A 26,192-nucleotide genomic window follows, 5' to 3' on the forward strand; every position below is an offset into this window, starting at 1 on the left:
AAAGGAATATTTAAAAGCTGCTGTGCATTTCCGAACGTGTATCGTGTTAAACCTACCTCTTAATATTATATGCTTTTCACGTTTGATTTTAAAGCTGTATTAGCGATTTTGAGTATTTAATTGAAGATAAAAAGAAAAAACTCTCTTTGAAAACAAAGAGAGTTTTTAAATATAAGTGAAGAATACAATTATTTGTGACTGTCTTTTAAGACTTCTTCCATTTTACTAAACGTGTTTTGAACACTTTGAGAAGGAGTTGTCGTAAATAAGCTTACAACTACAACGGCAAGTAAGCTTGCAAAGAAGCCTGGAATCATTTCATACATAAAATCAGCCATCCCTGTTTGCACCCAAGCAAGCACAACAACAGTACCTACAATAATGCCGGCAAGAGCACCCCACTTTGTCATACGTCTCCAGAATAGACTCAAAAGAATGGCGGGGCCAAATGCTGAACCGAAACCAGCCCATGCATAGCCAACAAGATCTAAGATCGTGCTATTTGGTGTATACGAGAGCAGAATGGCAATCACGGCAACCACTAAAACAGCGAGTCGCCCAACTGTAACAAGCTCTTTATCAGAGGCATTTCTACGGAAGAATGTTTTATAGAAGTCCTCTGTTGCTGCACTTGATGTTACAAGGAGTTGAGATGAAATAGTACTCATAATAGCGGCTAAAATAGCGGCTAATAAAAACCCTGTAATATAAGAGTTGAATAGAACGTCAGACAACATGATAAAGATCGTTTCAGGATCATTCAATGTTATGTTATTCTCTGTAACATAGGCTAATCCAAATAGTCCTGTTAAACAAGCTCCAATAATGGAAATAATCATCCAGCCCATTCCAATACGTCGAGCTGGTTTTAATTCTTTTATAGAACTAATAGCCATAAAACGAACAATAATGTGAGGTTGGCCGAAATAGCCTAATCCCCAAGCAAGAAGTGAGAAGAGACCAATAACTGTTGTTCCTTTGAAAAGGTCTAAATGTGTTGCATCAATGCTTTTGATGGCATCAAATACATTCGTTGGTCCACCTAAGTCAAATAGCACAACAACGGGTACTAGAATAAGAGCAAGAAACATAATAATACCTTGCACAAAATCTGTTAAACTTACAGCTAGAAAGCCACCGAAAAGGGTATAAGCAACAACAACAATAGCGATAAGAAACATGCCATATTTGTATTCTAACCCAAAAGCAGATTCAAATAATCGTCCACCTGATACTAATCCAGATGAGGTATAAAGTGTAAAGAAAACTAAAATAACAAGTGCTGATACTAACCGCAACACACGACTTTTATCTTCAAATCGATTTTCAAAATAATCGGGAATCGTAATGGAGTCATCAGCAACATATGTGTATGTTCGAAGCCGTGGAGCTACAAGTAAATAATTTAAGTATGCTCCAATTGATAGTCCAACAGCAAGCCATATTCCAGATAATCCTGTTGTATACAATGCACCAGGAAGCCCCATAAGCATCCATCCGCTCATGTCAGATGCTCCTGCTGAAAGGGCAGTAACTGCAGGACCAAGTCCGCGTCCTCCTAACATGTACCCCGATATATCATCTGTTGATTTTTTATATGCATACCAACCTATTGCGAGCATCCCTAAAAAGTAAATGCCCAATGTAATATAAGAACCAATGTCCACCAAATCTCTCCCTTGTTTGTTTTTACGCTTTAAGCGCTGGTGAAGTGAATTATTTCTCTTATTCTATGAGAAAATAATTTAACTATTCGGACTATTATTGTAAAGTAAAAAAGACTAGGAGTAAAGTCTGTTTTGAGTAAATATGACTATTATCACCGAAAAAGGTAAAAATATCAAAGGGCCAATAAAATGATATGTTTAAGGAAATATAGCTTGTTTTAAAGAATTTGAAGAGAAGGAATATAGTTCTTTTTACCTGTTCGGAATCTCTTGTTAAATTCGTATTCTTATAATAAAGAGAGAAGCGATTTATTCTCTTTCTCCTCATATTGCAATTGGATACATTTGCTTTATAATATAGAAGAACTGCATTTGTAATAATTAGAATATCAGGTTTTAAAAAGTGCAAAAACTAAAAATTTTATAAAGTTTGGAAATAGGTGTAAAGCATAGTTTGCTTGCTTAAAAGGGAAGTCGATGAAATTTCGACACGGACCCGCCACTGTGAATGGAGTATAGGAGCTTTAAATAGCCACTGAACAAAAGTTCGGGAAGGTAAAAGGCTCTTTTCCTAAGTCAGGAGACCTGCCTGTTTTAACATCGCTGTTCGACCTACGGGAGTTTAGGGAGGTGGTTAGAATGCCTGTTTTCTTAAACTTTATGAATATAAAAGCATGTCTAACCTTTGAAAGGGAAGACATGCTTATTTTTTTAGCCTAGATAAATAAAAGGAGAGAGAAGAAAATGAAAAAAGCGCGCAGTTATCCAGTTATTTTAGCTCTATTATGTTTTGTTTTTTTAGCTATAGCAGGCTGTTCAGAAGGACAAGATAGGGCAGAGTCAGACTCGAAAAAATTATCCTTTGCTTTCCCATGGAGTCCAAAGAGCCTTGATCCACACGGTAGCGATAGCTGGGAAGTCATGCGATCTGGTGTAGGTGAAACACTTGTAAAACTAAACGAAGACTTAAAATCAGAACCTTGGTTAGCAAGCAGCTGGGAAAGAAAAAATCGTAAAACGTGGATACTCACATTAAGGAAAAATGTAAGCTTTCATAATGGAGAGAAAATGAGCGCTGAAAGTGTAAAAAAATCGCTTCTACGTTCAAATGAAAAAGACTCAAAGGTTAAAGATTTATTAAACTTGGAAACTATTCATGTTATCGATAATCACAAAATTGAGATTGTTACAAAACAACCAAACGAAGCTTTAATTTCACATCTAGCGGATCCATCTACAATTATTGCAGACGTCTCTACATTAGATGAAAAAGAGGAATATCCTGCCCTTACGGGAGCTTTTCAATTTGAGGAATTTAACAAAGACGAATCGCTGATTATGAAGAGAAATGAGGGCTATTGGGGACAGAAAGCAAGGGTTGAGGAGATTGATATAAAATTCATATCAGATGGAAATACGAGACTTATGGCTTTACAATCAGGAGACGTTGACGGTGCTGTTGATATTTCAACAGATCAAATTAGCGTACTGAAAAACAGCGGGAATATAAACGTCTTAACTGCTCCTTCACTTCGAACTCATATGATGATGTTCAATATGAACTCAGCTCGCGTAACAAATCCTTCGGTTCGACAAGCAATTGATAAAGTCTTGCCGAGAGAAGAGATCTTAACGGCTATTATGAAAAATGAAGGAACGAATGGAAATGGCCCATTTCCAGAAGTATTGTCTTTTGGAAAAGTAAAGCAGAGACAAGAAAATCAGTCTTTTGATTCTTTAATGAAACAAGGAGGTTATACGAAAGAGGAAGGAGTATGGACTAAGGGTGGAGAGCCTTTGCAACTAACAATGCTGACTTTCCCTCAACGACCAGAGTTGACGGTAATGGCTGAAACGATTCAAAGTTCACTATTAAAAGAAGGGATAAAAGTAAAGGTAAGAAGTGTGGAAAATATTGATGAAGTTCTTGCGGAGGATCATTGGGACTTATCCATGTATAGCATGCTGACAGCACATACGGGAGATGCTCAATATTTCTTAAACTTGTTTTATAATTCTAAGAGCCTAGCAAATGTAAGTCATTATAATTCAGCTGAGGTGGACAAACTGTTGACAGAATTAAATCAAACTTCTGGAGAAAAAGAGCGTGAAGAAATCGCAATAAAAATCGGTAATCAAATTAATAAAGATATTCCTCAATCTTTTATCGTTTATCCAAATACCGTATTTGGAGTGAATGAAAAGGTGAAAAACTTTGAGCCAAGTCCAATCGAGTATTACTATATTACTCCAAACGTTGATGTGAGCCCATCTTAAATGATTCGCTTTATCGTTGAACGCGTTGTACAGCTTGTTCTTGTCGTTTTTCTTATGTCAACATTCACATTTTTATTGCTTAGGCTAGCCCCGGGAGATCCTGCACGCATTATGTTAACAGCTCATAACGTCCCTGCATCACAGGAAGCGTTAGATAGCGTAAGAGCAGAGCTTGGTTTAACAAACACACTCCCCGTTCAGTATGTGTATTGGATAAAAGACGTATTTACAGGACAGTGGGGAGTGTCCTATATGTCAAAACAGCCTGTACTTGAAGAAATTGTGAGAAGAATTCCAGCCACATTTGAACTAGCACTAGGCGGTTTAGGGGTTATGCTTTTTATGACTTTTCTTTTGGGAATGTCAACAGCCCTCCGTTCACAAGGAATAGTGAATCGTTTTGGGAAGGGACTTGCGCTTGTTGGCTCATCTCTTCCATCATTTTGGCTCGGATTTTTACTTATATATATTTGTTCTGTAAAGTATCAGTTGCTTCCTTCAATGGGAAGAGGGAGCTTAGAGAATTTAGTATTGCCAGCTATCACACTTGGTTTTGGACTTGGAACAGTGTATGCCCGTGTATTCCGAGAGCATTTGCTTGATGTTTTACAAAAGCCTTTTGTGAAAGCAGCAAGAGCAAGAGGACAGTCTGAGTTTTCCCTTTTAACAGGTGAAGTATTGAAACATGCTATATTACCAATGATTACGATGACAGGGACGAGCTTTGCTTTTATGCTTGGCGGGAGTATCATTGTTGAAACGGTTTTTTCTTGGCCTGGATTAGGTCGTTACATCATTGATGCGATTAATATGAGAGACTATCCTATTATTCAAGGGTATGTTATTTTTACGACTTTCTTATTTGTGCTAATTCATATTTTAATAGATATATTGTGTAGTTTTGTTGACCCTCGGTTACGGGCCAACTAGGAGGAAAAAGAATGACACATCAGTTTTATAAAAAATATAGCCGAGGAATGAAAGGTGTAAGTTTTCTTATCGTTCTTTTACTTGTGGGACTGTTAGCGCCTCTTTTGGCACCGCATAATCCTTTAGATACGAATTTGGCTCAGCGGTTACATCCGCCAAGTTCTACTTATCCATTTGGAACAGATCATGTGGGAAGATGCATACTGTCTCGTATTTTGTATGGAATGAGAATAAGTGTTGGAGGAGCTTTCCTCATTATGATTAATACGATTCTTATTAGCCTTCCAATTGGTCTTTTAGCAGGATACAAAAGTAGAAAGGGCACCTTTTTTCTGCGCATTATGGATGGTTTTCTGGCTGTGCCTGATATTGTTCTTACTATTGCTATTGTTGGTGTGCTAGGGCAAGGGTTTATAAATATGATGATTGCAGTTGTAATTGTTCGGTGGGCAAACTATGTGCGCATTGTGCGTAGTTTTGTTTTAAATATTTGTGAGGAAGATTACATAAAAGGAGCAAGAATGGCTGGAAATACGCACTTTCAAGTGATTGTAAGATATATTGTTCCATCTATTTTTACTCCACTTACTGTTTTTATTTCTCTTGATATGGGCAAGATCGTGCTTTTAATGGCAGGGTTATCTTTTCTTGGATTAGGTGTACAACCACCAACGCCTGAGTGGGGAGTTATGCTTCATGATGGAGCTTCTTATTTTCAAAGTGCTCCACACGTTATGCTGTTTCCAGGGCTCTTTGTTTTACTTTTTGTATTAGTATGTCAGCTTATAAGTGAAGATTTAAAAAAGAATAGTGGTGAACGTTAAATTGAAAAATGACGCGTTGTTGCAGGTAGAGAATTTAGAAATCTCCACAATTATAAAAGAGAAGAAGGTCCCTCTCATAAAAGGAGCTTCATTTCATATTCACAAAGGGGAAATTGTTGCTTTAGTAGGAGAGAGCGGTTGTGGAAAAAGCCTAACAGCTCATGCCTTAGTAGGCCTGCTTGAGAAGAACTGTCAAGTGACAGGAGGAGCCATTTATTATAAAAGTAAACGTTTAGATGAAAGGGATAAAAAAGATTTTCAGCGAATAAGGGGCCATGAAGTAGGCCTGCTTATCCAAGAATCTTTGAATGGTTTGAACCCGCTTCATACTGTGAAAAAACATATAAAAAGAACGCTTAAAAAGCATAGAGATTTACCAAAGGATAAAAAGCATATTTATGAGCTCTTACAAAGTGTTGGATTTAAAGATCCAGGCTATATTTTATCTTCCTATCCTTTTGAACTTAGCGGTGGTATGCGTCAGCGCGTCCTCCTCTCGATGATGCTTAGTTTAAAACCATCTCTTCTTATTGCAGATGAACCAACAACAGCTCTTGACACAATCAATAAAGAGAAAGTAATGCAGTTGCTAAAAAAACTTCAAAAACAATATGGGTTAACCGTTTTGCTTATTTCTCATGATCAAGAGAGTGTGGCAAGAATTGCAGATCGAGTCATTAGAATGAAGAAAGGAGGAAAGATAGTATGTTCTTAAAACTAGAGTCGGTTACAAAAGAATACCAAACACAAAGACGCTTTCGTTCCTCCTCTATAACCGCCGTGGATACGGTAAGTTTGAATATAAAAAAAGGAGAGCGGATAGGATTAGTCGGGGAGAGTGGAAGTGGAAAAAGTACATTAGCAAAACTCATTACAAAATTTGAGAGCATTACAAAAGGTGAAATTTTTATAAATGGATATTCTGTACATAATGGTGATTTGAGCGAGCTTGAGTTATATAAAAAAGTTCAGCTCGTTTTTCAAGACTCCTCTTTTTCCCTCTCTCCGAGGATGCCTGTTAAAGCTCTTATAGAAGAGCCATTGCGAAATTTCTTTAAGTTGAATAAGGAAGAAAGAGAGAAGAAATGCTTTTCGTTGATTCAAAAAGTAGGTCTTGATGAAACATTCTTAGAAAGATATCCAGGAGAGTTAAGCGGAGGGCAGAAACAGCGAGTATGTATTGCAAGAGCAATAGCTGTAGAGCCTGAGCTTATTATATTTGATGAAAGTCTCGCAAGCCTTGATCAACCGGCTCAAATGTCTATCATTCATATGCTTCTTGACTTACAAAAAGAAAAAGGTTTAGCATACTTATTTATTACCCATGATTTAGCATCAGCCAAAAAGCTTTGTGAAGGGATTGCTGTGATGTACAAAGGTAAAATTGTTGAAGTCGTAAAAGACTGGAAAACGGATCCATTTACACATCCTTATGCAAAACTCCTTTTTCATAAAAATGAAGTAAAAACCATCTTTTTATAGATGGTTTTATTTTTTACCATAAAAAGTAATCGAAAAGAACGATAATTAACGCTATAATACAAAGAAAAATGAAAATCAGCTTGATTATTCTATATTTTTGAAACGCTTTAAGGTTTCAATCGTTATAATAGAGGAGAAAAAGCGAAAGGAAAGAGGGGAGACCTTGTTTATTGTAGAACTATTATTTGTTGCAATTATCTTGTTTCTTATTTACAGTATTTTGCCAACGCTTTTCATTCGTTTGTCTTCTCTTCGTATTGTTAAGAAAGGCGTAGGAGAAAAAAAGATTTCTCTCACTTTTGATGATGGTCCACATCCTCAATATACGAAGAACCTTCTTGATTTATTGAAAAGGCACAATGTAAAAGCAACTTTTTTTGTTGTAGGAGAGCATGCTTTAAAGCACCCGCACTTATTGAGAAGAATGGTTATTGAAGGCCATGAAATAGGGATTCATCACTACAAGCACAAAAGTGGATGGTTTTTAACACCCGGAAAATTGAAAAAGGAACTCAAAATGTGCCAAGAGGCGATCGAGCATATTACAGGAAGAGAAGTGAGATATTATAGACCGCCATGGGGCCATTTTAATATATGTACACTAGCATTAGCAAAAACATATCAAATTATTATGTGGTCTGTAATCTTGCAAGATTGGAAAATCGAAAAGGGAGAAAGCACTCTCTCAAAACGCTTAATCGAAGGGCTTTGCGATGGTCATATTTATCTTTTACACGATAATGGTTCCACATTTGGAGCCGAAGAACAGGCTCCTCGTATTATGATTGAGCAGCTTTCTTTGTTTTTAGATGAAATGCACAAAAGAAATTTCACATGTGTAAGCTTACAAGACCTTATAGTAGGGAAGAAACACTATAGAATAGGACATTAAAAAATGAATGTAGATCAAATTACTGAGTATTTACTAACATATGGATATTGGATCATTTTACTTGTGTTATTTTGCGGAATTGTTGGAATACCAGCGCCAGAAGAGACGTTTCTTGTCTTTATAGGTATGCTTATTGCCAAACATCAGCTTTCATTTTATGGGAGCATTGGAAGTGCTTTTGCAGGAACATTAGTTGGAATGCTCTGTGCTTATTTTATAGGAAGAAAAGTTGGTAGTCCGTTTGTAAAGAAGTTTGGTAAATACATTAAGATCACAGAGGAGAATAGGGAAGAAACATATAGGAATTTTAAACGTCATGGAAAGCTGTCAACGTTGTTATGTTTGTTCATCCCAGGTTTTCGTCAAATAACGCCGTACGTAGCTGGAATCACAGGGTTTCCAGTTCTTTCATACCTGCTTTTTGCAACACTTGGGAGTGGCTTATGGGTTGTGTTGTATATTATAGGCGGCTATTTTATTGGAAATCGTATCCCTGTTGAATATGTCTCGTTTTTAGGACTAGCAGCATTGATTGGGTTTATTGTTGTGATCATTGTAAAAAAACGAAAGAAAACAAGTAAATAAGGAGGTGCATTCCTTGAAGAAAGTTCTTTTTTTACCTTTATTTCAAATGCCATCTGGGCATCACCAAGTGGCAGATGCACTTATGTATGAAATTGAAAAAACAACGGAAAATGTAACATGCAAAAAAGTAGATTTCCTAAGCTATTGGAATAAACATATCGAGAAATTGGTGGAATCTAGTTATTTGAAAATGATCCATGCTTTTCCTAATATGTATGACTGGGTTTATCGTAATTTTATGTACAACCAATTTACAAACAAGCAAGTTTCTTTACTAAATCGCATTTATAGTTTGCGTTTTGAGGAAAAAATGCTCCAGCTAATTCAAGAAGAGCAGCCTGATTCTATTGTTTGCACACACTGTTTTCCTTCTGCTATTTTAAGTCGCTTAAAGCAGCGCAAGGCCATCAATATTCCTGTTGTGAATGTATATACGGATTTTTTTATCAACAGTATTTGGGGTGGGGCTGAAATTGACTACCATTTAGTGAACGATATGCAGATGAAGCAAGAGCTTATCCAACGTTTCGCTATTCCTGCTTCACATATTTTTATAACAGGAATTCCTGTAAACGGGAAAATTGGAGGGAAATGCAGCTCTTCTAGAAAAATGAAAAAGCAGATTTTAGTTGCAGGAGGAAGTATTGGATTAGGGAAAATGAATGATTACCTCCAGCAAATTAAACATTCAAGCAATTATCACTATACTGTTTTATGCGGGAAAAATGAAAAGCTGTACGAAGAATTGAAGAGATGGAACATACCGCATATTGAACCAAAGGCCTTTATTTCTTCACGTGAGGAAATGAACGAATTATATGCAAGATCAGATGCACTTGTGACAAAGCCAGGAGGAATTACAATTAGTGAAGCATTAAAGCTAGGGTTGCCTATTTTTATTCATTCTTCACTTCCAGGTCAAGAGCGTATCAATTTAAAACGAATTATTGATAAAGGGCTTGCTGTAATGCTTCATGAAGACCAAGGATTTGAAGAGCAGCTTTCACTTGTTCTAGAAGATAAATGGAAAAGAAGAAGTCTTATTAAACGAATGGAAGATATGGTAAACAAACGCGAAAAAATTGCATATGAAATTATTGTAGATATCGCTGTTAAAACCTCGTTGCTTCATGTACGTCATGTTTAATAAGGAAAGTTTGTAAGTAACTTTTTCAATTGAGCTGTTAAAAGAAGGTAAGGTGATAATATGAAAAGCTATTATTTCTTTCTCTTTTTTGAGTTATTCACCTTCATCTTTTAAGGTCTTCATTGAAGAAAAAGCGTTCTTTCTAACCCTTTTTAATCTTCTGTTTTAGATAATATTAGGGTTAAAAGTCTCCTTTAAAAAGGATAATATGGTCTTTTAGGACAAGATTTAAGAAAAATGAATGATATGGAGAAGAAAAATTCTTCGGAAGTATTTTTCCGTAATTTGTAAATGTTATGCTTAAAAATAGCAAAAACCCTCTTTTGATAGAGGGTTTTTTTTATTTACAAATTTATTGAGAAAGAAATAAAAGCCTGATGCTTTGAAGGGTAAAGAAATCTAACCCTTTAAAGAGGAAAAAATACGAAAATAAAAGACACATTAAAATAATTTATGTTATTTAAAAAAGAGATTGATTTTTCATAATTTAATTTACTTACTTAATATGTAGATGCTTGTTTTCGAAAAAACAGGGGTATATAATAGCCTACTGTAGGACATAAGTCAATGGACGATTAATTAAAAAATGTGTACAAATTAGAAACAAATAGCTTTATGGTAAAGATAAAATACCAATACACAATTAGGGGTACTATAATGTGTGAGTATTTGTCTTACACCTTGTGCACGAGAACATTAAAGGAGCGGATTTTATGCGTCACTTACACGTATCTTCTGATGCGATTGAAACAACTTTAAGAGGAAAAGACGTACTAGCAATGCCAATGCTTAATAAAGGTGTGGCATTTACTGAAGAGGAAAGAAAAGAACTTGGACTTGAAGGTCTTCTTCCTCCAACAATTTTAACACTTGATGAGCAAGTAAAACGCGCTTACGAGCAGTTTAAAGCTCAGCCGGATAACTTACGTAAAAATGTTTCTTTAAATGATTTGCATAATCGTAATGAAGTGTTATTTTACAGACTTTTAACAGATCATCTTAGTGAAATGCTTCCAGTTGTGTACACGCCAACTGTGGGACAAGCCATTCAAGAATATAGCCATGAATACCGCCGTCCTGGTGGGGTATATCTTTCAATTGATAATCCAGAAGGTATTGAGCAAGCGTTCAAGAACACTGGAAAATCACCTGAAGATATTGATTTAATGGTTATTACGGACTCTGAAAGTATTCTTGGAATTGGTGACTGGGGTGTTGGTGGAATTAACATCGCCATTGGTAAATTAGCTGTTTATACAGCAGCTGCTGGTATTGATCCAAGCCGTGTGTTACCAGTTGTTCTTGATGTTGGTACAAACAACAAAGAACTTTTAGAAGATCCACTTTATATTGGAAATCGTCATGAACGTATTCGTGGGGACCGCTATAACGAATTTGTGGATACGTTCATTGAAAAAGCATTAGAACAGTTTCCAAATGCGCTTCTTCATTGGGAAGACTTTGGTAATGTGAATGCTCGCCATATTATTGAAAAATATGGAAAGGAAATTTTAACGTTTAATGATGATATTCAGGGTACAGGAGCTGTTACACTTGCCGCTGTATTCTCAGCTGTTCAAGTAACAAAAACACCGATTAGCGAACATCGCGTTGTTATCTTTGGACCAGGAACAGCAGGTATCGGGGTTGCTGATCAAATTCGTGATGCAATGGTTCTTGATGGAATTTCTAAAAAAGAAGCACATGCACGCTTCTGGCCAATTGACTATCGTGGTCTTTTAACTGACGACATGGATGATTTATTAGGTTTCCAAGAACCTTATGCACGTAAGGCATCAGAAGTTGAAGGGTTTGCACGTGATGAAGAAGGTAAAATTTCACTATTAGAAGTCGTTAAACAAGTGAAGCCAACGATCTTAATTGGAACATCTGGTCAAGCAGGTGCGTTCACAGAAGAAATCGTAAAAGAGATGGCAAAACATGTAGAACGTCCAGCAATTTTACCGATGTCTAACCCAACAAAACTTGCTGAAGCTGTTCCGGAAGATTTACTAAACTGGACAGATGGAAAAGCACTAATTGCAACAGGTAGTCCGTTTGATCCTGTAACATACAAAGACGTAACATATGAGATTGGACAATCCAACAACGCATTTGTATTCCCAGGATTAGGACTAGGTTCAATTGTAGTGAAAGCAAAAGTTATTACAGACAGTATGTTTGCAGCCTGTGCTGATGCTGTAGCAAAAATGGTAGATAGTTCTAAACCTGGTGCATCACTACTTCCAAGCATAAAACAACTTCGTGAGGTTTCCGTATCAGTAGCTATCGAAGTTGCAAAAGCAGCAATTGAAGACGGTGTTGCTGAAGAAGTACCAGAAGATGTAGAAAAAGCGGTAAATGCTGCAATTTGGAATCCTGTTTACCGTACAATCAAAGCAACTAAATAAGCATTAACAGAGAGTGAGGTTTGAGTTTTTCCACTCAGGCTTCTCTCTTTGCTGTTTTATTTTAAGGAGGATTTTTCATGGGAATTGAGCATATTCTTGTTATTTTAGCCCCCATCTTTTTCGTTATTGCTTTAGGCTATTTAGCAGGATACTTTAAAAAATACAATATGGAAACATCAAAGGGGCTTAACACATTTGTTACAAAATTTGCGTTACCTGCCCATTTATTTGTAGGGGTTGTAACAACGTCAAAACAACAGTTTATTGAAAAATGGCCATTTGTTGTAACTATGTTTTTGGGTATTGTTGGTTTTTATATTATTTTACTTATTGTTTCTCGTTATGCCTTTAAAATGGATTTAACAGGAGCATCAATGATTTCATTGAACTCTGCTCAACCAACGTTTGCTTTTATGGGGATTCCTGTACTAGGAAGTTTATTTGGAGCAGACGCAGTAGCAATTCCAATTGCGATTACAGGGATTGTTGTAAATGCACTTTTAGATCCACTTTCTATTATTTTCGGTACAATTGGACAACGTGGAGATAATAAAGATGAAAAAAGCGAGAGTTTGTGGAAGGTTACTATTAAATCGGTTCTTCATGGTTTATCAGAACCGCTTGCATGTGTTCCGCTTATCGGGATTGTCATTGTATTAATTGGTATTCCAATTCCTGAACTTTTCAATGATATGTTAAACCAAATTGGTACAACAACATCTGGTGTAGCATTGTTCGCTGTTGGGGTAACAATTGGAGTTCGTAAAATTAGTTTCAGCGTTGTGTCATTTGCAATTGCATTATTAAAAGTTGCTGTACAACCACTTGTAATGTTAGGAATTGCTACAATGATTGGTCTTTCAGCAGACGATACAGTAAAAGCAATGTTACTTGTTGCTTTTCCAGGTTCTGCAGTTGCAGCACTAATTGCAACGCGATTTGAAAAACGCGAAGCAGAAACAGCTTCAGCTTTCGTTATTAGTGCTATCCTTTCGTTAATTACGTTACCAATTCTTATTACATGGTTAATGTAACAAAATATACTTCATAATGGAAGGCATTTTTGAACATTAAGGAAAAAAGAACTCTACTTAAAAAGTAGAGTTCTTTTTTTTTGAAGTTTTTTTCTATAATAGAGGAAAAAAGTCTTGCATCTTACGTAACGTAACGTTTTAAGATAGAGAAGGAAAGGAATGATGGAAGGTGATGAAATATAGCATTGGTCAGTTTGCAAAGAAAACGGGTGTTACGGTAAGAACACTGCGTTACTATGAAGAACTCGGTTTATTAATTCCGGAATGTACCAAAACCAATCGGCGTTTTTATGATGATTCTCATCTTAGCTCTCTACAAAAAATTATTTCATTGAAGTATATCGGTCTTTCGCTTGAAAAAATTAAGAAGTATCTTAATGAAGAAGTATGGGACCTGCGGCAAAGTCTTCTGTTTCAACGTCAAATCATGGAGAAGGAAAGAGAGAAACTTACAAATATTATTAAAGCGCTCGATAATGCGCTTGCGATTTCTAAAGAACAAAAAGAACTAAGTCCTTCTATATATGTGGCTATTATTGATAGTTTTCAAACGGAAGAAAAAAGTAAGAAAGCATTGAAGCAAATTTTGCCGGAAGATACAATTGATCGTATTTTTAACATTTCAGATGAAGAGCAAATTTTGTTGAATCAAAAATGGGTTAACATTTTTGTAGAACTAACAGATCTTTATAAGGAAGGAATAGAACCCCGTTCGCTTCTTGTTCAAAAATGTATTGGAAAAGTATATGATTTGCTCGTATCTTTTGTAGGAGAAGACTTATCTTTAATAACAGAAATAAAAGAAGAAGATTTACCGCAAGACTTATTGAAACTTCCTTCACCTTTTTCAGAAGAACAGCAAAAATGGATGGATGAAGCTTTTGAGCACCACTTTACTTTAATAGAAAAGAAAGAGAAAGGATAAGGAGTATGGAGAAGGAAAATACAAAAGCAAATTTAGCCTCATTTTGGCAGTTACTAAAGAGCATAAAGCTTCCTAAAGCTATTATGATAACGGCATTAACGTTAAGTTTATTAGAAACAGGGGCTGCTCTTATTGTTCCACTTTTTACAAAAAATTTAGTAGATAAAGCAGCTTCATCTGCTCTTGAGACATCTGTCATTGTTATACTCATTCTTGCCTTTATGTTACAAGCTATTTCAGGTGGTATTTCCTCCTATATGATTATGTACGTAGGGGAAATTGTAGTCTCTCGCTTACGAAGTAACCTTTGGCGGAAAGTTCTTTTTTTAGAAGTTCCTTACTTTGATAAACATCAATCAGGCGAAACAATGAGTAGAATTACGCAAGATACAAATACAATTAAGACCCTTGTGACTCAGCATCTTGTTTCATTCTTAACAGGTATTGTCTCAATTGTTGGATCTGTTCTTATTTTGCTTTTCATCGACTGGAAAATGACGCTTGTTATGATATTAGCGGTTCCTTTCTCGCTACTTCTTATGATCCCGCTAGGACGAAAAATGTACAGAATTTCAAAAGCGACTCAAGACGAACTTGCTTCATTTTCAGGAGAGCTTGGGCGTGTGCTTGGTGAAATCCGTCTTGTGAAAATGTATAGTGCAGAAAATGTAGAGGTTGAAAAAGGAGAGGAAGGAATTAAAAAGCTGTTCCGCTTTGGATTAAAAGAAGCGCGAATTCAGTCTGTGCTTCATCCCTTTATGACGCTTATTATGATGTTGGTAATTGTGGTTCTTATTGGATACGGGGGAGTAAGGGTTGCTTCTGGAACCCTTACAGCAGGATCTCTTGTTGCGATTATTATTTACATGTTCCAGATTATCGTTCCATTTAGTCAGATGGCAACATCTTTTTCTGCTCTTCAAAAAGCACTTGGGGCGACAGAGAGAATTGGAGAAATGCTGAACTTACGAACGGAAGAAAAACAGGAAGGAAGAAATTTAGAAGAAGCACTTAAAGATATTAAGCTTAAGGATATTTCTTTTTCTTATAACGATGAAACCCCTATCTTAAGAGATATGAACCTTCGCATTCCAAAAGGAAAAACAACGGCTTTTGTTGGTCCAAGTGGTGGAGGGAAAACCACGCTATTTTCGCTGCTAGAGCGATTTTATAAGCCAACTTCGGGAAGTATTACAATAGGAGAAGAAAATATTGATAGCTTTACGCTTTCTTCTTGGAGAAAAGCGATTAGCTATGTTTCACAAGAAAGTCCTATCATGTCAGGAACAATTCGAGAGAATATTTGTTATGGAGTAGGAAGAGAAGTGAGCGATGAAGAAGTAAAAGAAGCTGCTAAACTTGCTAATGCAAAAGAGTTTATTGATAATCTTTCAGATGGGTTTCATACAGAGGTAGGAGAAAGAGGAATAAAGCTTTCAGGAGGACAGCGCCAGCGCATAGCTATTGCAAGAGCTCTTATTAGAGACCCGAAAATTTTGTTTCTTGATGAAGCAACGTCTAACTTAGACAGCTCTTCAGAACATCTCGTGCAACAAGCTTTAAATCGTTTAATGAAAGGACGAACAACACTTATTATTGCTCATAGACTCTCCACTGTTGTTCATGCGGACCAACTTGTTGTAATCGAAAAAGGAGAAATATCAGGTGTTGGGACACACGAAGAGCTTTTGAAGAACCACGACCTTTATCAAAAGCTTGTGCAGCAACAGCAAACTGAAAGATAAAAAACGTGCGGCATAGAAACCGCACGTTTTTTATTTAAACGGAAGGGCTAATCATGTTTTCAGGTTTTACAACTTTGTCAAATTGCTCTTCTGTAAGCAGATCTAATTTTAGAGCCGCTTCTTTTAATGTTAATCCTTCTTGATGAGCATATTTAGCAATTTTAGCCGCATTTTCATATCCAATATGAGGATTTAAGGCTGTTACAAGCATAAGTGAATTTTGAACATTTTCTTGGATTTTTTCCAAGTTTGGTTCAATTCCTACAGCACATTTATCATTGAATGCTTTCATTGAATCGGCAAGAATTCTTGCTGACTGAAGGAAGTTATAAATGATTACCGGTTTAAAGACGTTAAGTTCAAAGTTTCCTTGACTTGCTGCAAATCCGATTGTTGCATCATTTCCCATTACTTGAGAAACAACCATCGTCATTGCTTCACTTTGTGTTGGGTTCACTTTTCCTGGCATAATAGAGCTTCCCGGTTCATTAGCAGGAATCGTAATCTCCCCAATTCCGCAGCGAGGACCACTTGCTAACCAGCGTACATCATTAGCAATTTTCATTAAATCTGCTGCAAGAGCTTTTAAGGCACCGTGTGCGTATACAACTTCGTCATGACTTGTCAAGGCATGAAATTTATTCTGAGCAGAAGTGAACGTTTTACCAGTGATTTTACTAATTTCAGCTGCTACACGATCTCCAAATTCAGGGTGTGCATTAATGCCTGTACCAACAGCTGTGCCGCCAATAGCAAGCTCTTTTAGGTAGCTGATGCTCTCTTCTACCATTTTTTCACTTTTTTCAAGCATGCGGTACCATCCACTAATTTCTTGACCAAGTGTAAGTGGAGTTGCATCTTGAAGGTGTGTACGACCAATTTTAATAATGGAATCAAACTGCTCTGATTTTTGTTGGAACGTTTCTTTTAACGTGCGTAATGAAGGAAGAAGATGATCTTCAACCGCAATTACACCTGCAACATGAAGAGCCGTTGGAAACGTGTCATTTGAGCTTTGAGACATGTTAACATCATCATTTGGATGAAGACGCTCTTCGCTTCCTGTTTCTTGTAAAATTTGATTTCCTCTGTTCGCGATTACTTCATTTGTATTCATATTTGACTGTGTGCCGCTTCCTGTTTGCCAAACAACAAGTGGAAAGTGGTCTGTTAACTTTTCTTCAATTACTTCATCCGCAGCTTTTGCAATTGCGTCTGCTTTTTCTTTTGATAATTTTCCTAAGTTATAGTTACTTAGTGCTGCGCTTTTCTTTAAAATAGCAAATGCTTTGATCACTTCAAGAGGCATTTTTTCTGTTCCAATTGGGAAGTTTTCTTTGCTGCGCTGTGTTTGAGCAGCCCATAGTTTGTCTGCTGGTACTTTCATTTCGCCAAGCGTATCTTTTTCAATACGGTATTCCATTGTAGATCCCCCTTGAAATAAATAAAATAGTGGTTGTCTATTCAATATTACCATATTTTTATGATATGGTCACAGCGCTTTCATTTTTCTTTCCCTTATTCTTTTCTTCAAAAAGTGGTTTTCTTCTAGAACGCAGGCCCTCCTTGATAGAAAGCGTTTTCTAAAAGTAATTAAATTATCAGAATTTACAAAAAAACATGTAAGGAAAACTCACAAACTGATTTTAAAAAAGACGTAAGTTTGTAAATATGTAAATACAATACATGTTTTAATTCCAGAGGGGGAACTGTAGTGGAAAAGCAAAAACTCGTTGTAATTGGAAATGGAATGGCTGGTGTTCGAGCTGTAGAAGAGATTTTAAAATTGGACCCTAATCGCTTTTCGATTACGATTTTTGGTAGTGAGCCACATCCAAACTATAACAGAATTATGTTATCAAAAGTCCTTCAAGGGGATACGGAGATTTCAGATATTGTGTTAAATAGTCTAGAGTGGTATGAGGAAAATAACATCACCCTTCATAAAGGTGAAGAAGTAATTAAAATTGATCGTGAAACTAAAACGTTATTCACTAATAAAGGGCGCGAAGAAAGCTATGATAAATTAATCATTGCTACAGGTTCAAACCCGCTTATGATCCCATTCAAAGGAATAGACAAAGAAGGGGTTGTTACATTTAGAGATATAGCAGACTGCGAAAAAATGGTGGATGCATCAAAACAGTACAAGAAAGCAGCTGTTATTGGCGGTGGACTTCTAGGGCTTGAAGCGGCAAGAGGATTGCTCAATCTAGGGATGGAAGTCGATGTTATTCAAAATATGCCGTACGTTATGAATAGACAGCTTGACGAAACAGCTGGAAACTTACTTCAAAAGTCGCTCGGAGAACAGGGGATGAATATTCTTGTTAATCATGATACAGACGAGTTTTTAGGTGAGGAGAGAGTAACGGGAATTCGCTTTAAAGACGGTTCAGAAATAAAGGCGGATTTGATTGTAATGGCGATTGGAATTGTTCCAAATACCTCTCTTGCAAAAGAAAGTGGTTTGACGGTTAACAGAGGAATTGCTGTTGATGACCATCTACAAACGAGCGACCCGAACATTTTCTCAGTTGGAGAGTGTGCTGAGCATAGAGGAATTGCTTACGGTCTTGTTGCACCACTTTACGAACAAGGCAAAGTGTTGGCACATCGCATTCTTGAACATGATTGTGCTCCATATGAAGGTTCTGTTTTGTCCACACAGCTTAAAGTCTCAGGCGTTGACGTATTTTCAGCTGGAGAGTTTATGGAACATGAAGTGGAAAATGCCTATGCCATTAAAATATTTGATGAAGTATCGAATGTTTACAAAAAGCTTCTTGTAAAAGATGAGAAATTAATTGGAGCTGTTCTTTTTGGTGATACAAAGGATGGAAATAAACTTTTCCAAATGATTCAAAAAGGAAGCACTCTTGAAGGATTGAGTCCAACTCTTTTCTCAACAAATAGTGGAAAAGAAGAGAGTCTTGTTGCCTCAATGAGTGATGATGACATTATCTGTGGCTGTAATGGAGTTTCAAAAGGCACCATTTGTAGCGCGATTTCAGAAGGCGGATTAACGAGCGTTGATGAAGTCAAAGATGTCACGACAGCGTGTCGCTCGTGTGGAGGCTGTAAACCACTTGTAGCTGAACTGATTAGTTTAACAGCCGGAAGTGAAGTAGAACAAAAAGAAGCGATTTGTTCATGTACGACTCTTTCTCGTGATGAAGTTGTAGCGGAGATTAAAGAAAAAGGCTTAACACACAGCAAAGAAGTGATGAATGTTCTAGGATGGAAAAATGATGAAGGATGTTCAAAGTGTCGTCCAGCGCTTAACTACTATCTTGGTATGATCGATCCAGAGCAGTATGAAGATGAACGCGAGTCTCGATTTGTAAATGAGCGAATGCATGCCAATATTCAAAAAGATGGAACATTTTCCGTTGTACCGAGAATGTACGGAGGTGTTACAAATCCAAAAGAGCTTCGCAAAATTGCTGATGTGGCAGATAAATATAATATTCCTCTCGTTAAAGTAACAGGTGGGCAGCGATTAGATCTCCTTGGAGCAAAGAAAGAAGATTTACCGAAAATTTGGGAAGAGCTTGATATGCCGTCAGGATATGCATATGGAAAAACGCTTCGCACCGTTAAAACGTGTGTAGGAGAGTCATTTTGTCGCTTTGGTACCCAAGATTCTATGGGGCTTGGCATTAAGTTAGAGAAGAAATTTGAACGACTCCAAACTCCACACAAAGTAAAAATGAGCGTTTCAGCTTGTCCGCGTAACTGTGCAGAGTCAGGGATTAAAGATGTTGGGATTGTAGGAATTGAAGGAGCTTTTGAAATTTATGTTGGTGGAAACGGAGGAACCCATTTAAGAGCAGGAGATTTACTTTGCAAAGTAGCAACAGAAGAAGAAGTGATGGAAATGTCATCAGCCTTTTTACAATATTATCGCGAAAATGCAAATTACTTAGAGAGAACCTCAGCTTTTGTAGAGCGCGTTGGTCTTTCTCACATTAAAGAAGTGCTCGATAACCTGGATACAAGAACAGAGCTTAACATTCGAATGGATAAAGCATTAGCTGTCACAACAGATCCTTGGCGTGAAATTATTGAAAACAAAAATACGAAAAACGAACTCTTTACAAATGTAATGCTTCAAAAAAGCTAAGGGGGAAAAGTAGATGAAAAGCACAGTAAAGTCAAAAGTAGAGATTGGGCATCTTAGCGATTTTCCAAAGCAGCTTGGAAAAACCGTTATTGTAGGGGAAGAAGAGCTTGCCGTTTTTAGACTGTCAGATCAAAAGGTGAGAGCTGTCACAAACAGATGTCCACATAAGAATGGTGTACTTGCTGAAGGGATTGTAAGCGGTGAATTTGTTTTCTGTCCAATGCATGACTGGAAAATATCCCTTCAAGATGGAAAAGTTCAGGCTCCTGATGTAGGGTGTGTGCATACTTACGAAGCTGTTGTAGAAAACGGAAGAGTATATGTCATGGTATAAAAAAGCGCGAGTTCTGTGAACTCGCGCTTTTTTATACCGTCACTGTTTGTGGTTTTTGACCTTTTTCGTTCATAAGGCGAATTTGAGAAGGAGTAATTTTTAAGATGATATAGTTTGGATCATCTTTTCCATCAAACCAGTGCTCAAACTCGTCTTCCCAAAGCTCGTTTTTCATTTTTTGATCCTCATAGATTTCAGCAGTACCTTCAATTTCAACATATGAGTCTCCAAAACCTTTACCATCATAACCTAGTAAAATATGAACGTTTGAGTTTTTTTCGATTTCTTCTGTTTTATGTGTTTCTTTGCTTGTTGGTGTATAAAGTGTTAAATCGTCATTAAAAAATGTCATGTAACGAGAATTTGGTCTGTTTCCTTCAATTGTTGCAAGCGTACCAATCTTATTATTTTCTAATACTTTTGCAATTTTTTCTTTTACATCTTTAACTGTCATAATCATTCCACTCCTTTGTTTTAACTCTTATTCCTATTATTCCATCTTTAAAGAGTTGTTAAACATGAAGAGCGTGTTCAATTACTGAACAATTACGGTAACGATAAAACTTTTAAACTCTTTTTCTTGTAGCTCTTGCACAAATTCATGTGCTTTTTGAAACGATTGAAAGCTTCCAGAAACAACGGAATACTCTTTATTTTCATCTCTTTTCTCAATGAGGATGAAAGTTTCGATACCTGTTTCAAGAAGCTCTTGTTGCCTGATAAGGGCTTCTTTCTCTGTCTTAAAGCTTCCTGTTATAACACGATAGTACATTATCTCAGAAACAGTTGGATGCAGATTGAAAAACGCAGCAATTCCTTGTGCATGCCCTCTAGCAATCATTTTTAGGTAGGTCTTATCTTGGAGAAGTTTTGCGTCTTCTGCATTAGAAATGAAGCCATTCTCAGTAAGAATAGCAGGCATATTAGTTTCTCTTAGTACGAAGATATTAGCTTTTTTTTGTCCTCGGTCAGGGATGGTAATTGTTCTGGTAATAGACCCGTGCAAAACGTCCTGTAATTCTAGACTGTTAGCAGATTTTGTGTAAACGAAATCTTCGTACCCTCTTCTTGTTCTAATACTGCTCGCATTACAATGAATGGAAATGTAAAGATCGGCGTTCCAGTTATTAGCGCTTTTCACCCGATCATATAGAGGGATAAACACATCATGATCACGGCTCATTTTAACTTGCACGTTTTCATAATTAAGAACGAGAATTTCTCGAAGGAATAGGGCTATTGATAGGTTAACCTCTTTTTCAACAATTCCATTTGCTGTAGCTCCTGAATCTGTTCCACCATGGCCAGGATCAATGAATACTTTTAGCATTGTGTCATCTCCTTTCATTGTCTCTTACCGTATCGTATGAAAGAAAAAGAGAGTAAGCGTAGATAAAACAACTAGATTAAGAGAGTTTTTTCACTATTTTTTCTTCTTTTGTTTAAAACAAATAGAAAAAAACGTCTAAAAAAAAGAGTGGACAATATAATAGAAGTAAAAGGAGTGAAAGAGAGGGATAGAGATGGTTTTTGCTGCTTCTTTATACCTGGCGGCGGGCTTTTCATTTCTCATTGGAATGAAAAGAGACGTTAAATTAAAAGTTGGGGGAATTTTTACAGGGCTTTTTCTTCTCTTTTTAAGCGGTGTGTTTTTGATTCGCTATAAAACAGGCTATTATGGCCTTTCAGAACAAGAGTGGCTAAATAAAAGTGGTGTAACAGCATTAGGGGATTGGGTACTTCCTTTTTATTTCATTGGTTCTTTTTTGTTGCTTTTTTTGATTGATTATCGCTTTTTCTATGTGGCTTTTACGAGTAAAGGAGTTTCGAAATGGGGACTGGTTTGTCTAACAAGCCTATTTAACGTACTCTATTTAATTGGATTTGCCATTTGTCTTGCACTTGTTACGGTGAGCCTTTATCCTATTTGGCAATAAAACGCCTCATTCTTAATGAATGAGGCGTAATTGTTTAGCGACCTTCTGGGAAGACGCGACGTACAAGCTCTGAGAACTCTTGTCCAATGCCTTCAACAGGTTTGCCATTTTGAATGTCGTTTACATAACCACCAACGCGTTTTACAAAGTCTGGGTTTGAAGATACGTACACTTCATCGACATTATTGTCCGCTTTTTTCACTACATTGCGCACTTTTTCTTTCATTTTATCTGTCATTTCGCCTTTTTGGTTGTTATCCAATACAGTAGCAACGTAAGCATTCTCGCCTGTTACAATGACATGAGCTGTTTTTACTCCATTAATCTTTTCGATTTTTCCTTTTAAGTTCTGATCAACGCGCATATCGTCGTTATTATTATTATTATTGTTGTCGTTGTCATTGTTATCACGAGCTGTGTTATTGTCATTATTGATTTGGTAAGGACCAGCATCGTTCATATCATAGTTATTCATATTGTTATCTGTTGCATCGTTCATCCCGCGATCATAATCAGCATTGTAGCGAACGTCACGCGCATTATTGTCCATTCCGCCTTGACCTTGTTGGTTGTCGTTTGCTCCACAGCCTGTTGCTAGAAGAAGAACAGCACCAAGAGTAAAAATAGAAAATTTCAAAGTGTTCACTCCTTTGTAGTATTGATACGTTTGTTAATCTGCGTCATAAAGGTGCACATTATACAAAGGATGAAAAAATATATCATAAAAAGCAAAAGAATAATGCTTTTGTACCCTTAATAAATACATTTGTCCTTTGTGAGTGGAATTTTTGAAAGTTTTTTTCAATAAAGGCTTAATTTTTTGAAAATTTGTGCTATGATAGTAACAATATTTTATTTCAGCATTGTAAACAATCTATTGAAGAAGGTGTATGAGGAATGAAAGTAGCAAAATTTGGTGGAAGCTCTGTTGCGAGTGCAGAAAAATTTATGAAAGTTGCGGATATCGTCATGGCGGATCAGGAAAGACGTATTGTGGTAGTTTCTGCTCCTGGAAAACGATTTAAAGACGATATAAAGATGACAGATTTGCTCATTGCTTTAACAAGCCAAATTTTAACGGGAAATTCCTATGCGGAAGAGTTTAAAGCAATTATTGTGCGCTATAAAGAAATTGCAGATGGCTTGAAGCTAAAAAGTTATATTTGTGATGAAATCGCAGAAAATCTTCAAGACATTATTGATACATACAAAGAAGACGCTAATCGTCTGTTAGATAGTGTAAAAGCAAGTGGTGAAGACAATAATGCAAGGCTTATGGCTTTTTATCTCCAAAGCTTAGGTTTAAAAGCGCAATATGTAAATCCAAAAGAAGCGGGCATCTTTGTAACAGACGAGCCAGGAAATGCTCAAGTTCTAGAACAATCGTATAGAGAGCTAGCCAATCTAAGAGAACGAGAAGAAATTCTGGTTATTCCCGGATTTTTTGGCTACTCAGAACAAGGAAATATTGTAACATTCCCGCGGGGGGGTTCTGATATTACGGGTTCCATCGTAGCAGCGGGTGTAAAAGCAACAATGTATGAAAACTTTACAGATGTAGATTCTATTGTGTGTGTCAATCCTACAATTGTAGAAAAGCCAAAAGATATTAAGGAAATTACGTATAGAGAAATGCGCGAGCTATCCTACGCAGGGTTTTCTGTTTTCCATGATGAAGCTCTTCATCCTGTTGTAAGTCAAAAAATCCCTGTTTGTGTAAAAAATACGAACAATCCACAAGCGCCAGGGACGTTAATTGTAGCAGAGCGTGATTACTCAAAACAACAGGTTGCAGGAATTGCAAGTGATGAAGGATTTTGTAGCATTTATGTTTCAAAATATTTAATGAACAGAGAAATTGGTTTTGGACGTCGACTATTACAAATTTTAGAAGATGAACAGATTTCTTATGAACATACGCCATCTGGCATTGATGATATGTCTATTATTTTGCGGAAATGTCAGCTCACAAATGGAAAAGAAGAAAGAGTGCTTGAACGCATTCAAAAAGAGCTGAATGTTGATGATGTTAAAGTACAGTACGGTTTAGCTTTAATTATGGTAGTAGGAGAAGGGATGACAAGCTCTGTTGGAGTTGCAGCTAAAGCAACAAATGCATTCTCTGAAGCGGGAGTAAACCTTGAACTGATTAACCAAGGTTCTTCAGAAGTAAGCATGATGTTTGGTGTAAAAGAAACAGAACTAGATAAGGCTGTGCAATCTCTGTACCAAGCGTATTTTGAACAACCTGTATCAGCGTTAACTCTATAAAAAAGAGCGGTCAATTTTGACCGCTCTTTTTTATACGAGAACTTTTTGTTCTTTTTTGAAATATTGGTGAATTACATCGTATTCACAGTAAGGAACATTTTCTTTCCCAATGACTTGATAGCCACCAAAACCAAGACCAGTAAGTACAATAAGGTCATCCTTATCCGCAAGTGAAAGGGCTTTATGAATGCCACGTTCGCGATGAAGTTTAACATGAACGGAAGAGGAAGAAGAAAAGCCCTTCATCACATCGTCTACCATGTTTCTTCTATTTATATGGACCAGGATAATCAACAGTAACGACGATTTCATCAGCTTTTCCATCCACAGCTTTTCCAATGAAGGGGCGCTGCTTTGGATCTCTTAGTCCAACGCCTGTTACCATCAAAATCAAACGTTTATGAGGAAGATTTTTAATAGCTTTAACGAGACTTTCTAATGCTTCCGGTGTATGGGCATAATCGAGAATAATTTGATGACTTGGATGATTGGTAAGGAGCTGGAATCTTCCTTCTGGGCCTGTAATAAAGTTTGCTGCTTTTAAAAGATCTTGTATAGATATTTTCATATGAAGACATGCAGAGAAAGCAGCAAGAAAGTTCGCGGTATTATAATCTCCATGAATTGGAGCTTTGACAAGGTAGTTATCTCCGGATACATGCAGTTGAAAGACTGTCCCCGTTTTCTCTACTTTTATGACCTTAGCAAAAACATCTGCCTTTTGTTTCATACTATATGTAATAACTTGTCCTTTAAATAAAGATAAAATGTCTTTGCTCATTCCCTCATCATCTAGATTAACAACAGCTTTCTTAGCACGTGTAAAAAGCTTCAATTTTGCTTTTTTGTATTCTTCAAGGCTGTTATGAAAATCCAGGTGATCTGGCGTTAAATTCGTGTGAACAGCTATATCAAATAAAATACCTTCTACTCGTTTTTGCTCAATAGCGATCGAGGTTACTTCCATTGAAACGGCTTTTAACCCTTTTTGAACAAAGTGAGAAAAAGTTTCATGAAGGTGTCAGGTGCTTCAGGGGTTGTGTGGGTAGTGTGAGTGAAGTTAAGTTCTTTTTCATGATCCCAAATACCAGCTGTTTCAATTGATCCTGTCCTCATCCTAACTCCATTTAAGAGAGAGCGTACATATGCGGTAACCGTTGTTTTTCCGTTTGTTCCTGTTACACCAACAGTTGTTAAAGTTTGGTCAGCATGATGATAGAAGTAGGAAGAGAAAAGGCCCATCGCTTTTTTTGAATCTTCGACGCTTAAAAAGGTAATATGATCATATTGATAAGAAAAATGGCGTAAGATTTCTTCATCTTCTCTAACAATTAACGAAGCTCCGTTATCTATCGCTCCTTTAATAAAAAGATGCCCATCGCAGTTTGTGCCACGTAGGCAGAAAAACGTTGTGTTTTTTCGTGCGTTTCGAGAATCATAGGAAATAGAAGAAACGGTTCCTTCTAAAGGTCCATAAAGTCTTTGAAATGGTAGGCTATCTTTGTGATTATGAAAAGTAATTTTCATCTAGATTCGCTCCCTCTTATTGTGGTGTCTCTAAAAAAGTATGTGATTATGCTGTTTACGGTCATGAGATATTCCGTT

At 36.7% G+C, this 26,192-nt stretch carries 24 protein-coding genes and 1 riboswitch; of the genes, 16 read left to right on the forward strand and 8 right to left on the reverse strand.

Annotated elements, in window-relative coordinates; genetic code table 11:
- Positions 1-188: 188 nt before the first annotated feature.
- The gene (gene putP, locus BM012_RS13425) at positions 189-1,622 is read right to left on the reverse strand and encodes a sodium/proline symporter PutP (protein WP_235606184.1); all 1,434 of its coding nucleotides are present in this window, start codon (positions 1,620-1,622) and stop codon (positions 189-191) included.
- A gap of 466 nt (positions 1,623-2,088) precedes the next feature.
- Positions 2,089-2,274: riboswitch (cobalamin riboswitch) on the forward strand.
- Between the two features lie 137 nt (positions 2,275-2,411).
- Here putP and BM012_RS13430 point away from each other — a divergent pair.
- The 12 genes from BM012_RS13430 (at position 2,412) to BM012_RS13485 (ending at position 15,919) form a co-directional block, all read left to right on the forward strand.
- Positions 2,412-3,944: an ABC transporter substrate-binding protein gene (locus tag BM012_RS13430; RefSeq protein ID WP_061805438.1), complete on the forward strand. Its 1,533-nt coding sequence runs from the start codon at positions 2,412-2,414 to the stop codon at positions 3,942-3,944.
- Positions 3,945-4,874, forward strand: coding sequence for a nickel ABC transporter permease (nikB, locus tag BM012_RS13435; protein ID WP_061805439.1), 930 nt, complete (start codon positions 3,945-3,947; stop codon positions 4,872-4,874).
- A gap of 11 nt (positions 4,875-4,885) precedes the next feature.
- Positions 4,886-5,698, forward strand: a complete 813-nt coding sequence (locus BM012_RS13440) for an ABC transporter permease (protein ID WP_061805440.1) — start codon at positions 4,886-4,888, stop codon at positions 5,696-5,698.
- A gap of 1 nt (position 5,699) precedes the next feature.
- Positions 5,700-6,413, forward strand: a complete 714-nt coding sequence (locus BM012_RS13445; protein ID WP_061805441.1) for an ATP-binding cassette domain-containing protein — start codon at positions 5,700-5,702, stop codon at positions 6,411-6,413.
- On the forward strand, positions 6,404-7,180 hold the full coding sequence (locus BM012_RS13450; protein ID WP_061805442.1) for an ABC transporter ATP-binding protein: 777 nt from the start codon (positions 6,404-6,406) through the stop codon (positions 7,178-7,180). Before BM012_RS13445 ends, BM012_RS13450 begins: the two co-directional genes overlap by 10 nt.
- Positions 7,181-7,343: 163 nt before the next feature.
- Positions 7,344-8,072, forward strand: coding sequence for a polysaccharide deacetylase family protein (locus tag BM012_RS13455; protein WP_082802630.1), 729 nt, complete (start codon positions 7,344-7,346; stop codon positions 8,070-8,072).
- A 3-nt stretch (positions 8,073-8,075) separates the two neighbouring features.
- Positions 8,076-8,657: a DedA family protein gene (locus BM012_RS13460; RefSeq protein ID WP_061805443.1), complete on the forward strand. Its 582-nt coding sequence runs from the start codon at positions 8,076-8,078 to the stop codon at positions 8,655-8,657.
- Positions 8,658-8,661: 4 nt separating this feature from the next.
- On the forward strand, positions 8,662-9,804 hold the full coding sequence (locus tag BM012_RS13465) for an MGDG synthase family glycosyltransferase (RefSeq protein ID WP_225985275.1): 1,143 nt from the start codon (positions 8,662-8,664) through the stop codon (positions 9,802-9,804).
- A gap of 713 nt (positions 9,805-10,517) precedes the next feature.
- Entirely contained in the window at positions 10,518-12,215 is a 1,698-nt protein-coding gene (locus BM012_RS13470) for an NAD-dependent malic enzyme (RefSeq protein ID WP_061805445.1), read from the forward strand.
- Positions 12,216-12,292: 77 nt separating this feature from the next.
- Positions 12,293-13,249, forward strand: coding sequence for an AEC family transporter (locus BM012_RS13475; protein WP_061805446.1), 957 nt, complete (start codon positions 12,293-12,295; stop codon positions 13,247-13,249).
- A gap of 172 nt (positions 13,250-13,421) precedes the next feature.
- On the forward strand, positions 13,422-14,174 hold the full coding sequence (locus BM012_RS13480; RefSeq protein WP_172460968.1) for a MerR family transcriptional regulator: 753 nt from the start codon (positions 13,422-13,424) through the stop codon (positions 14,172-14,174).
- A 5-nt stretch (positions 14,175-14,179) separates the two neighbouring features.
- Complete coding sequence (locus BM012_RS13485) at positions 14,180-15,919, forward strand: ABC transporter ATP-binding protein (RefSeq protein ID WP_061805448.1); 1,740 nt, start codon at positions 14,180-14,182, stop codon at positions 15,917-15,919.
- A gap of 34 nt (positions 15,920-15,953) precedes the next feature.
- On the opposite strand, the gene fumC is transcribed toward BM012_RS13485, so the two are convergent.
- A complete protein-coding gene (gene fumC, locus BM012_RS13490; RefSeq protein WP_061805449.1) occupies positions 15,954-17,342 on the reverse strand; it encodes a class II fumarate hydratase in 1,389 nt (462 codons plus the stop codon).
- 291 nt (positions 17,343-17,633) lie between these two features.
- On the opposite strand from fumC, the gene nirB reads away from it, so the two are divergent.
- Both nirB and nirD read left to right on the forward strand, forming a co-directional pair.
- Positions 17,634-20,045 carry a nitrite reductase large subunit NirB gene (gene nirB, locus BM012_RS13495; RefSeq protein ID WP_061805450.1) on the forward strand — a complete coding sequence of 804 codons (2,412 nt, stop codon included), beginning with the start codon at positions 17,634-17,636 and terminating at the stop codon, positions 20,043-20,045.
- Positions 20,046-20,058: 13 nt separating this feature from the next.
- Positions 20,059-20,379 (forward strand): nitrite reductase small subunit NirD, encoded by a 321-nt coding sequence (gene nirD, locus BM012_RS13500; RefSeq protein ID WP_061805451.1) that lies wholly within the window; start codon positions 20,059-20,061, stop codon positions 20,377-20,379.
- A gap of 31 nt (positions 20,380-20,410) precedes the next feature.
- On the opposite strand, the gene BM012_RS13505 is transcribed toward nirD, so the two are convergent.
- Both BM012_RS13505 and BM012_RS13510 read right to left on the reverse strand, forming a co-directional pair.
- Complete coding sequence (locus BM012_RS13505) at positions 20,411-20,833, reverse strand: pyridoxamine 5'-phosphate oxidase family protein (protein ID WP_061805452.1); 423 nt, start codon at positions 20,831-20,833, stop codon at positions 20,411-20,413.
- An 81-nt stretch (positions 20,834-20,914) separates the two neighbouring features.
- Positions 20,915-21,709 carry an N-acetylmuramoyl-L-alanine amidase gene (locus tag BM012_RS13510; protein ID WP_061805453.1) on the reverse strand — a complete coding sequence of 265 codons (795 nt, stop codon included), beginning with the start codon at positions 21,707-21,709 and terminating at the stop codon, positions 20,915-20,917.
- Positions 21,710-21,902: 193 nt separating this feature from the next.
- Here BM012_RS13510 and BM012_RS13515 point away from each other — a divergent pair, with 193 nt between their 5' ends.
- Positions 21,903-22,316 carry a hypothetical protein gene (locus BM012_RS13515; RefSeq protein WP_061805454.1) on the forward strand — a complete coding sequence of 138 codons (414 nt, stop codon included), beginning with the start codon at positions 21,903-21,905 and terminating at the stop codon, positions 22,314-22,316.
- Positions 22,317-22,350: 34 nt separating this feature from the next.
- Here BM012_RS13515 and BM012_RS13520 read toward each other — a convergent pair whose 3' ends face one another.
- Positions 22,351-22,953 (reverse strand): YhcN/YlaJ family sporulation lipoprotein, encoded by a 603-nt coding sequence (locus BM012_RS13520; protein ID WP_061805455.1) that lies wholly within the window; start codon positions 22,951-22,953, stop codon positions 22,351-22,353.
- A gap of 260 nt (positions 22,954-23,213) precedes the next feature.
- On the opposite strand from BM012_RS13520, the gene BM012_RS13525 reads away from it, so the two are divergent.
- Positions 23,214-24,587, forward strand: a complete 1,374-nt coding sequence (locus BM012_RS13525; protein ID WP_061805456.1) for an aspartate kinase — start codon at positions 23,214-23,216, stop codon at positions 24,585-24,587.
- Positions 24,588-24,617: 30 nt separating this feature from the next.
- On the opposite strand, the gene BM012_RS25900 is transcribed toward BM012_RS13525, so the two are convergent.
- The 3 genes from BM012_RS25900 to BM012_RS27080 are packed head-to-tail and all read right to left on the reverse strand — an operon-like array spanning position 24,618 to position 26,114.
- On the reverse strand, positions 24,618-24,833 hold the full coding sequence (locus tag BM012_RS25900; RefSeq protein WP_161939323.1) for a hypothetical protein: 216 nt from the start codon (positions 24,831-24,833) through the stop codon (positions 24,618-24,620).
- A gap of 22 nt (positions 24,834-24,855) precedes the next feature.
- Positions 24,856-25,554, reverse strand: a complete 699-nt coding sequence (locus BM012_RS27075; protein WP_061805458.1) for a Mur ligase family protein — start codon at positions 25,552-25,554, stop codon at positions 24,856-24,858.
- Positions 25,555-25,565: 11 nt separating this feature from the next.
- On the reverse strand, positions 25,566-26,114 hold the full coding sequence (locus BM012_RS27080) for a Mur ligase domain-containing protein (protein WP_061805459.1): 549 nt from the start codon (positions 26,112-26,114) through the stop codon (positions 25,566-25,568).
- Positions 26,115-26,192 lie beyond the last annotated feature (78 nt).

The sequence above is a fragment of the Priestia endophytica DSM 13796 genome (assembly GCF_900115845.1).
In the GTDB taxonomy this organism is placed as follows: domain Bacteria; phylum Bacillota; class Bacilli; order Bacillales; family Bacillaceae_H; genus Bacillus_I; species Bacillus_I endophytica.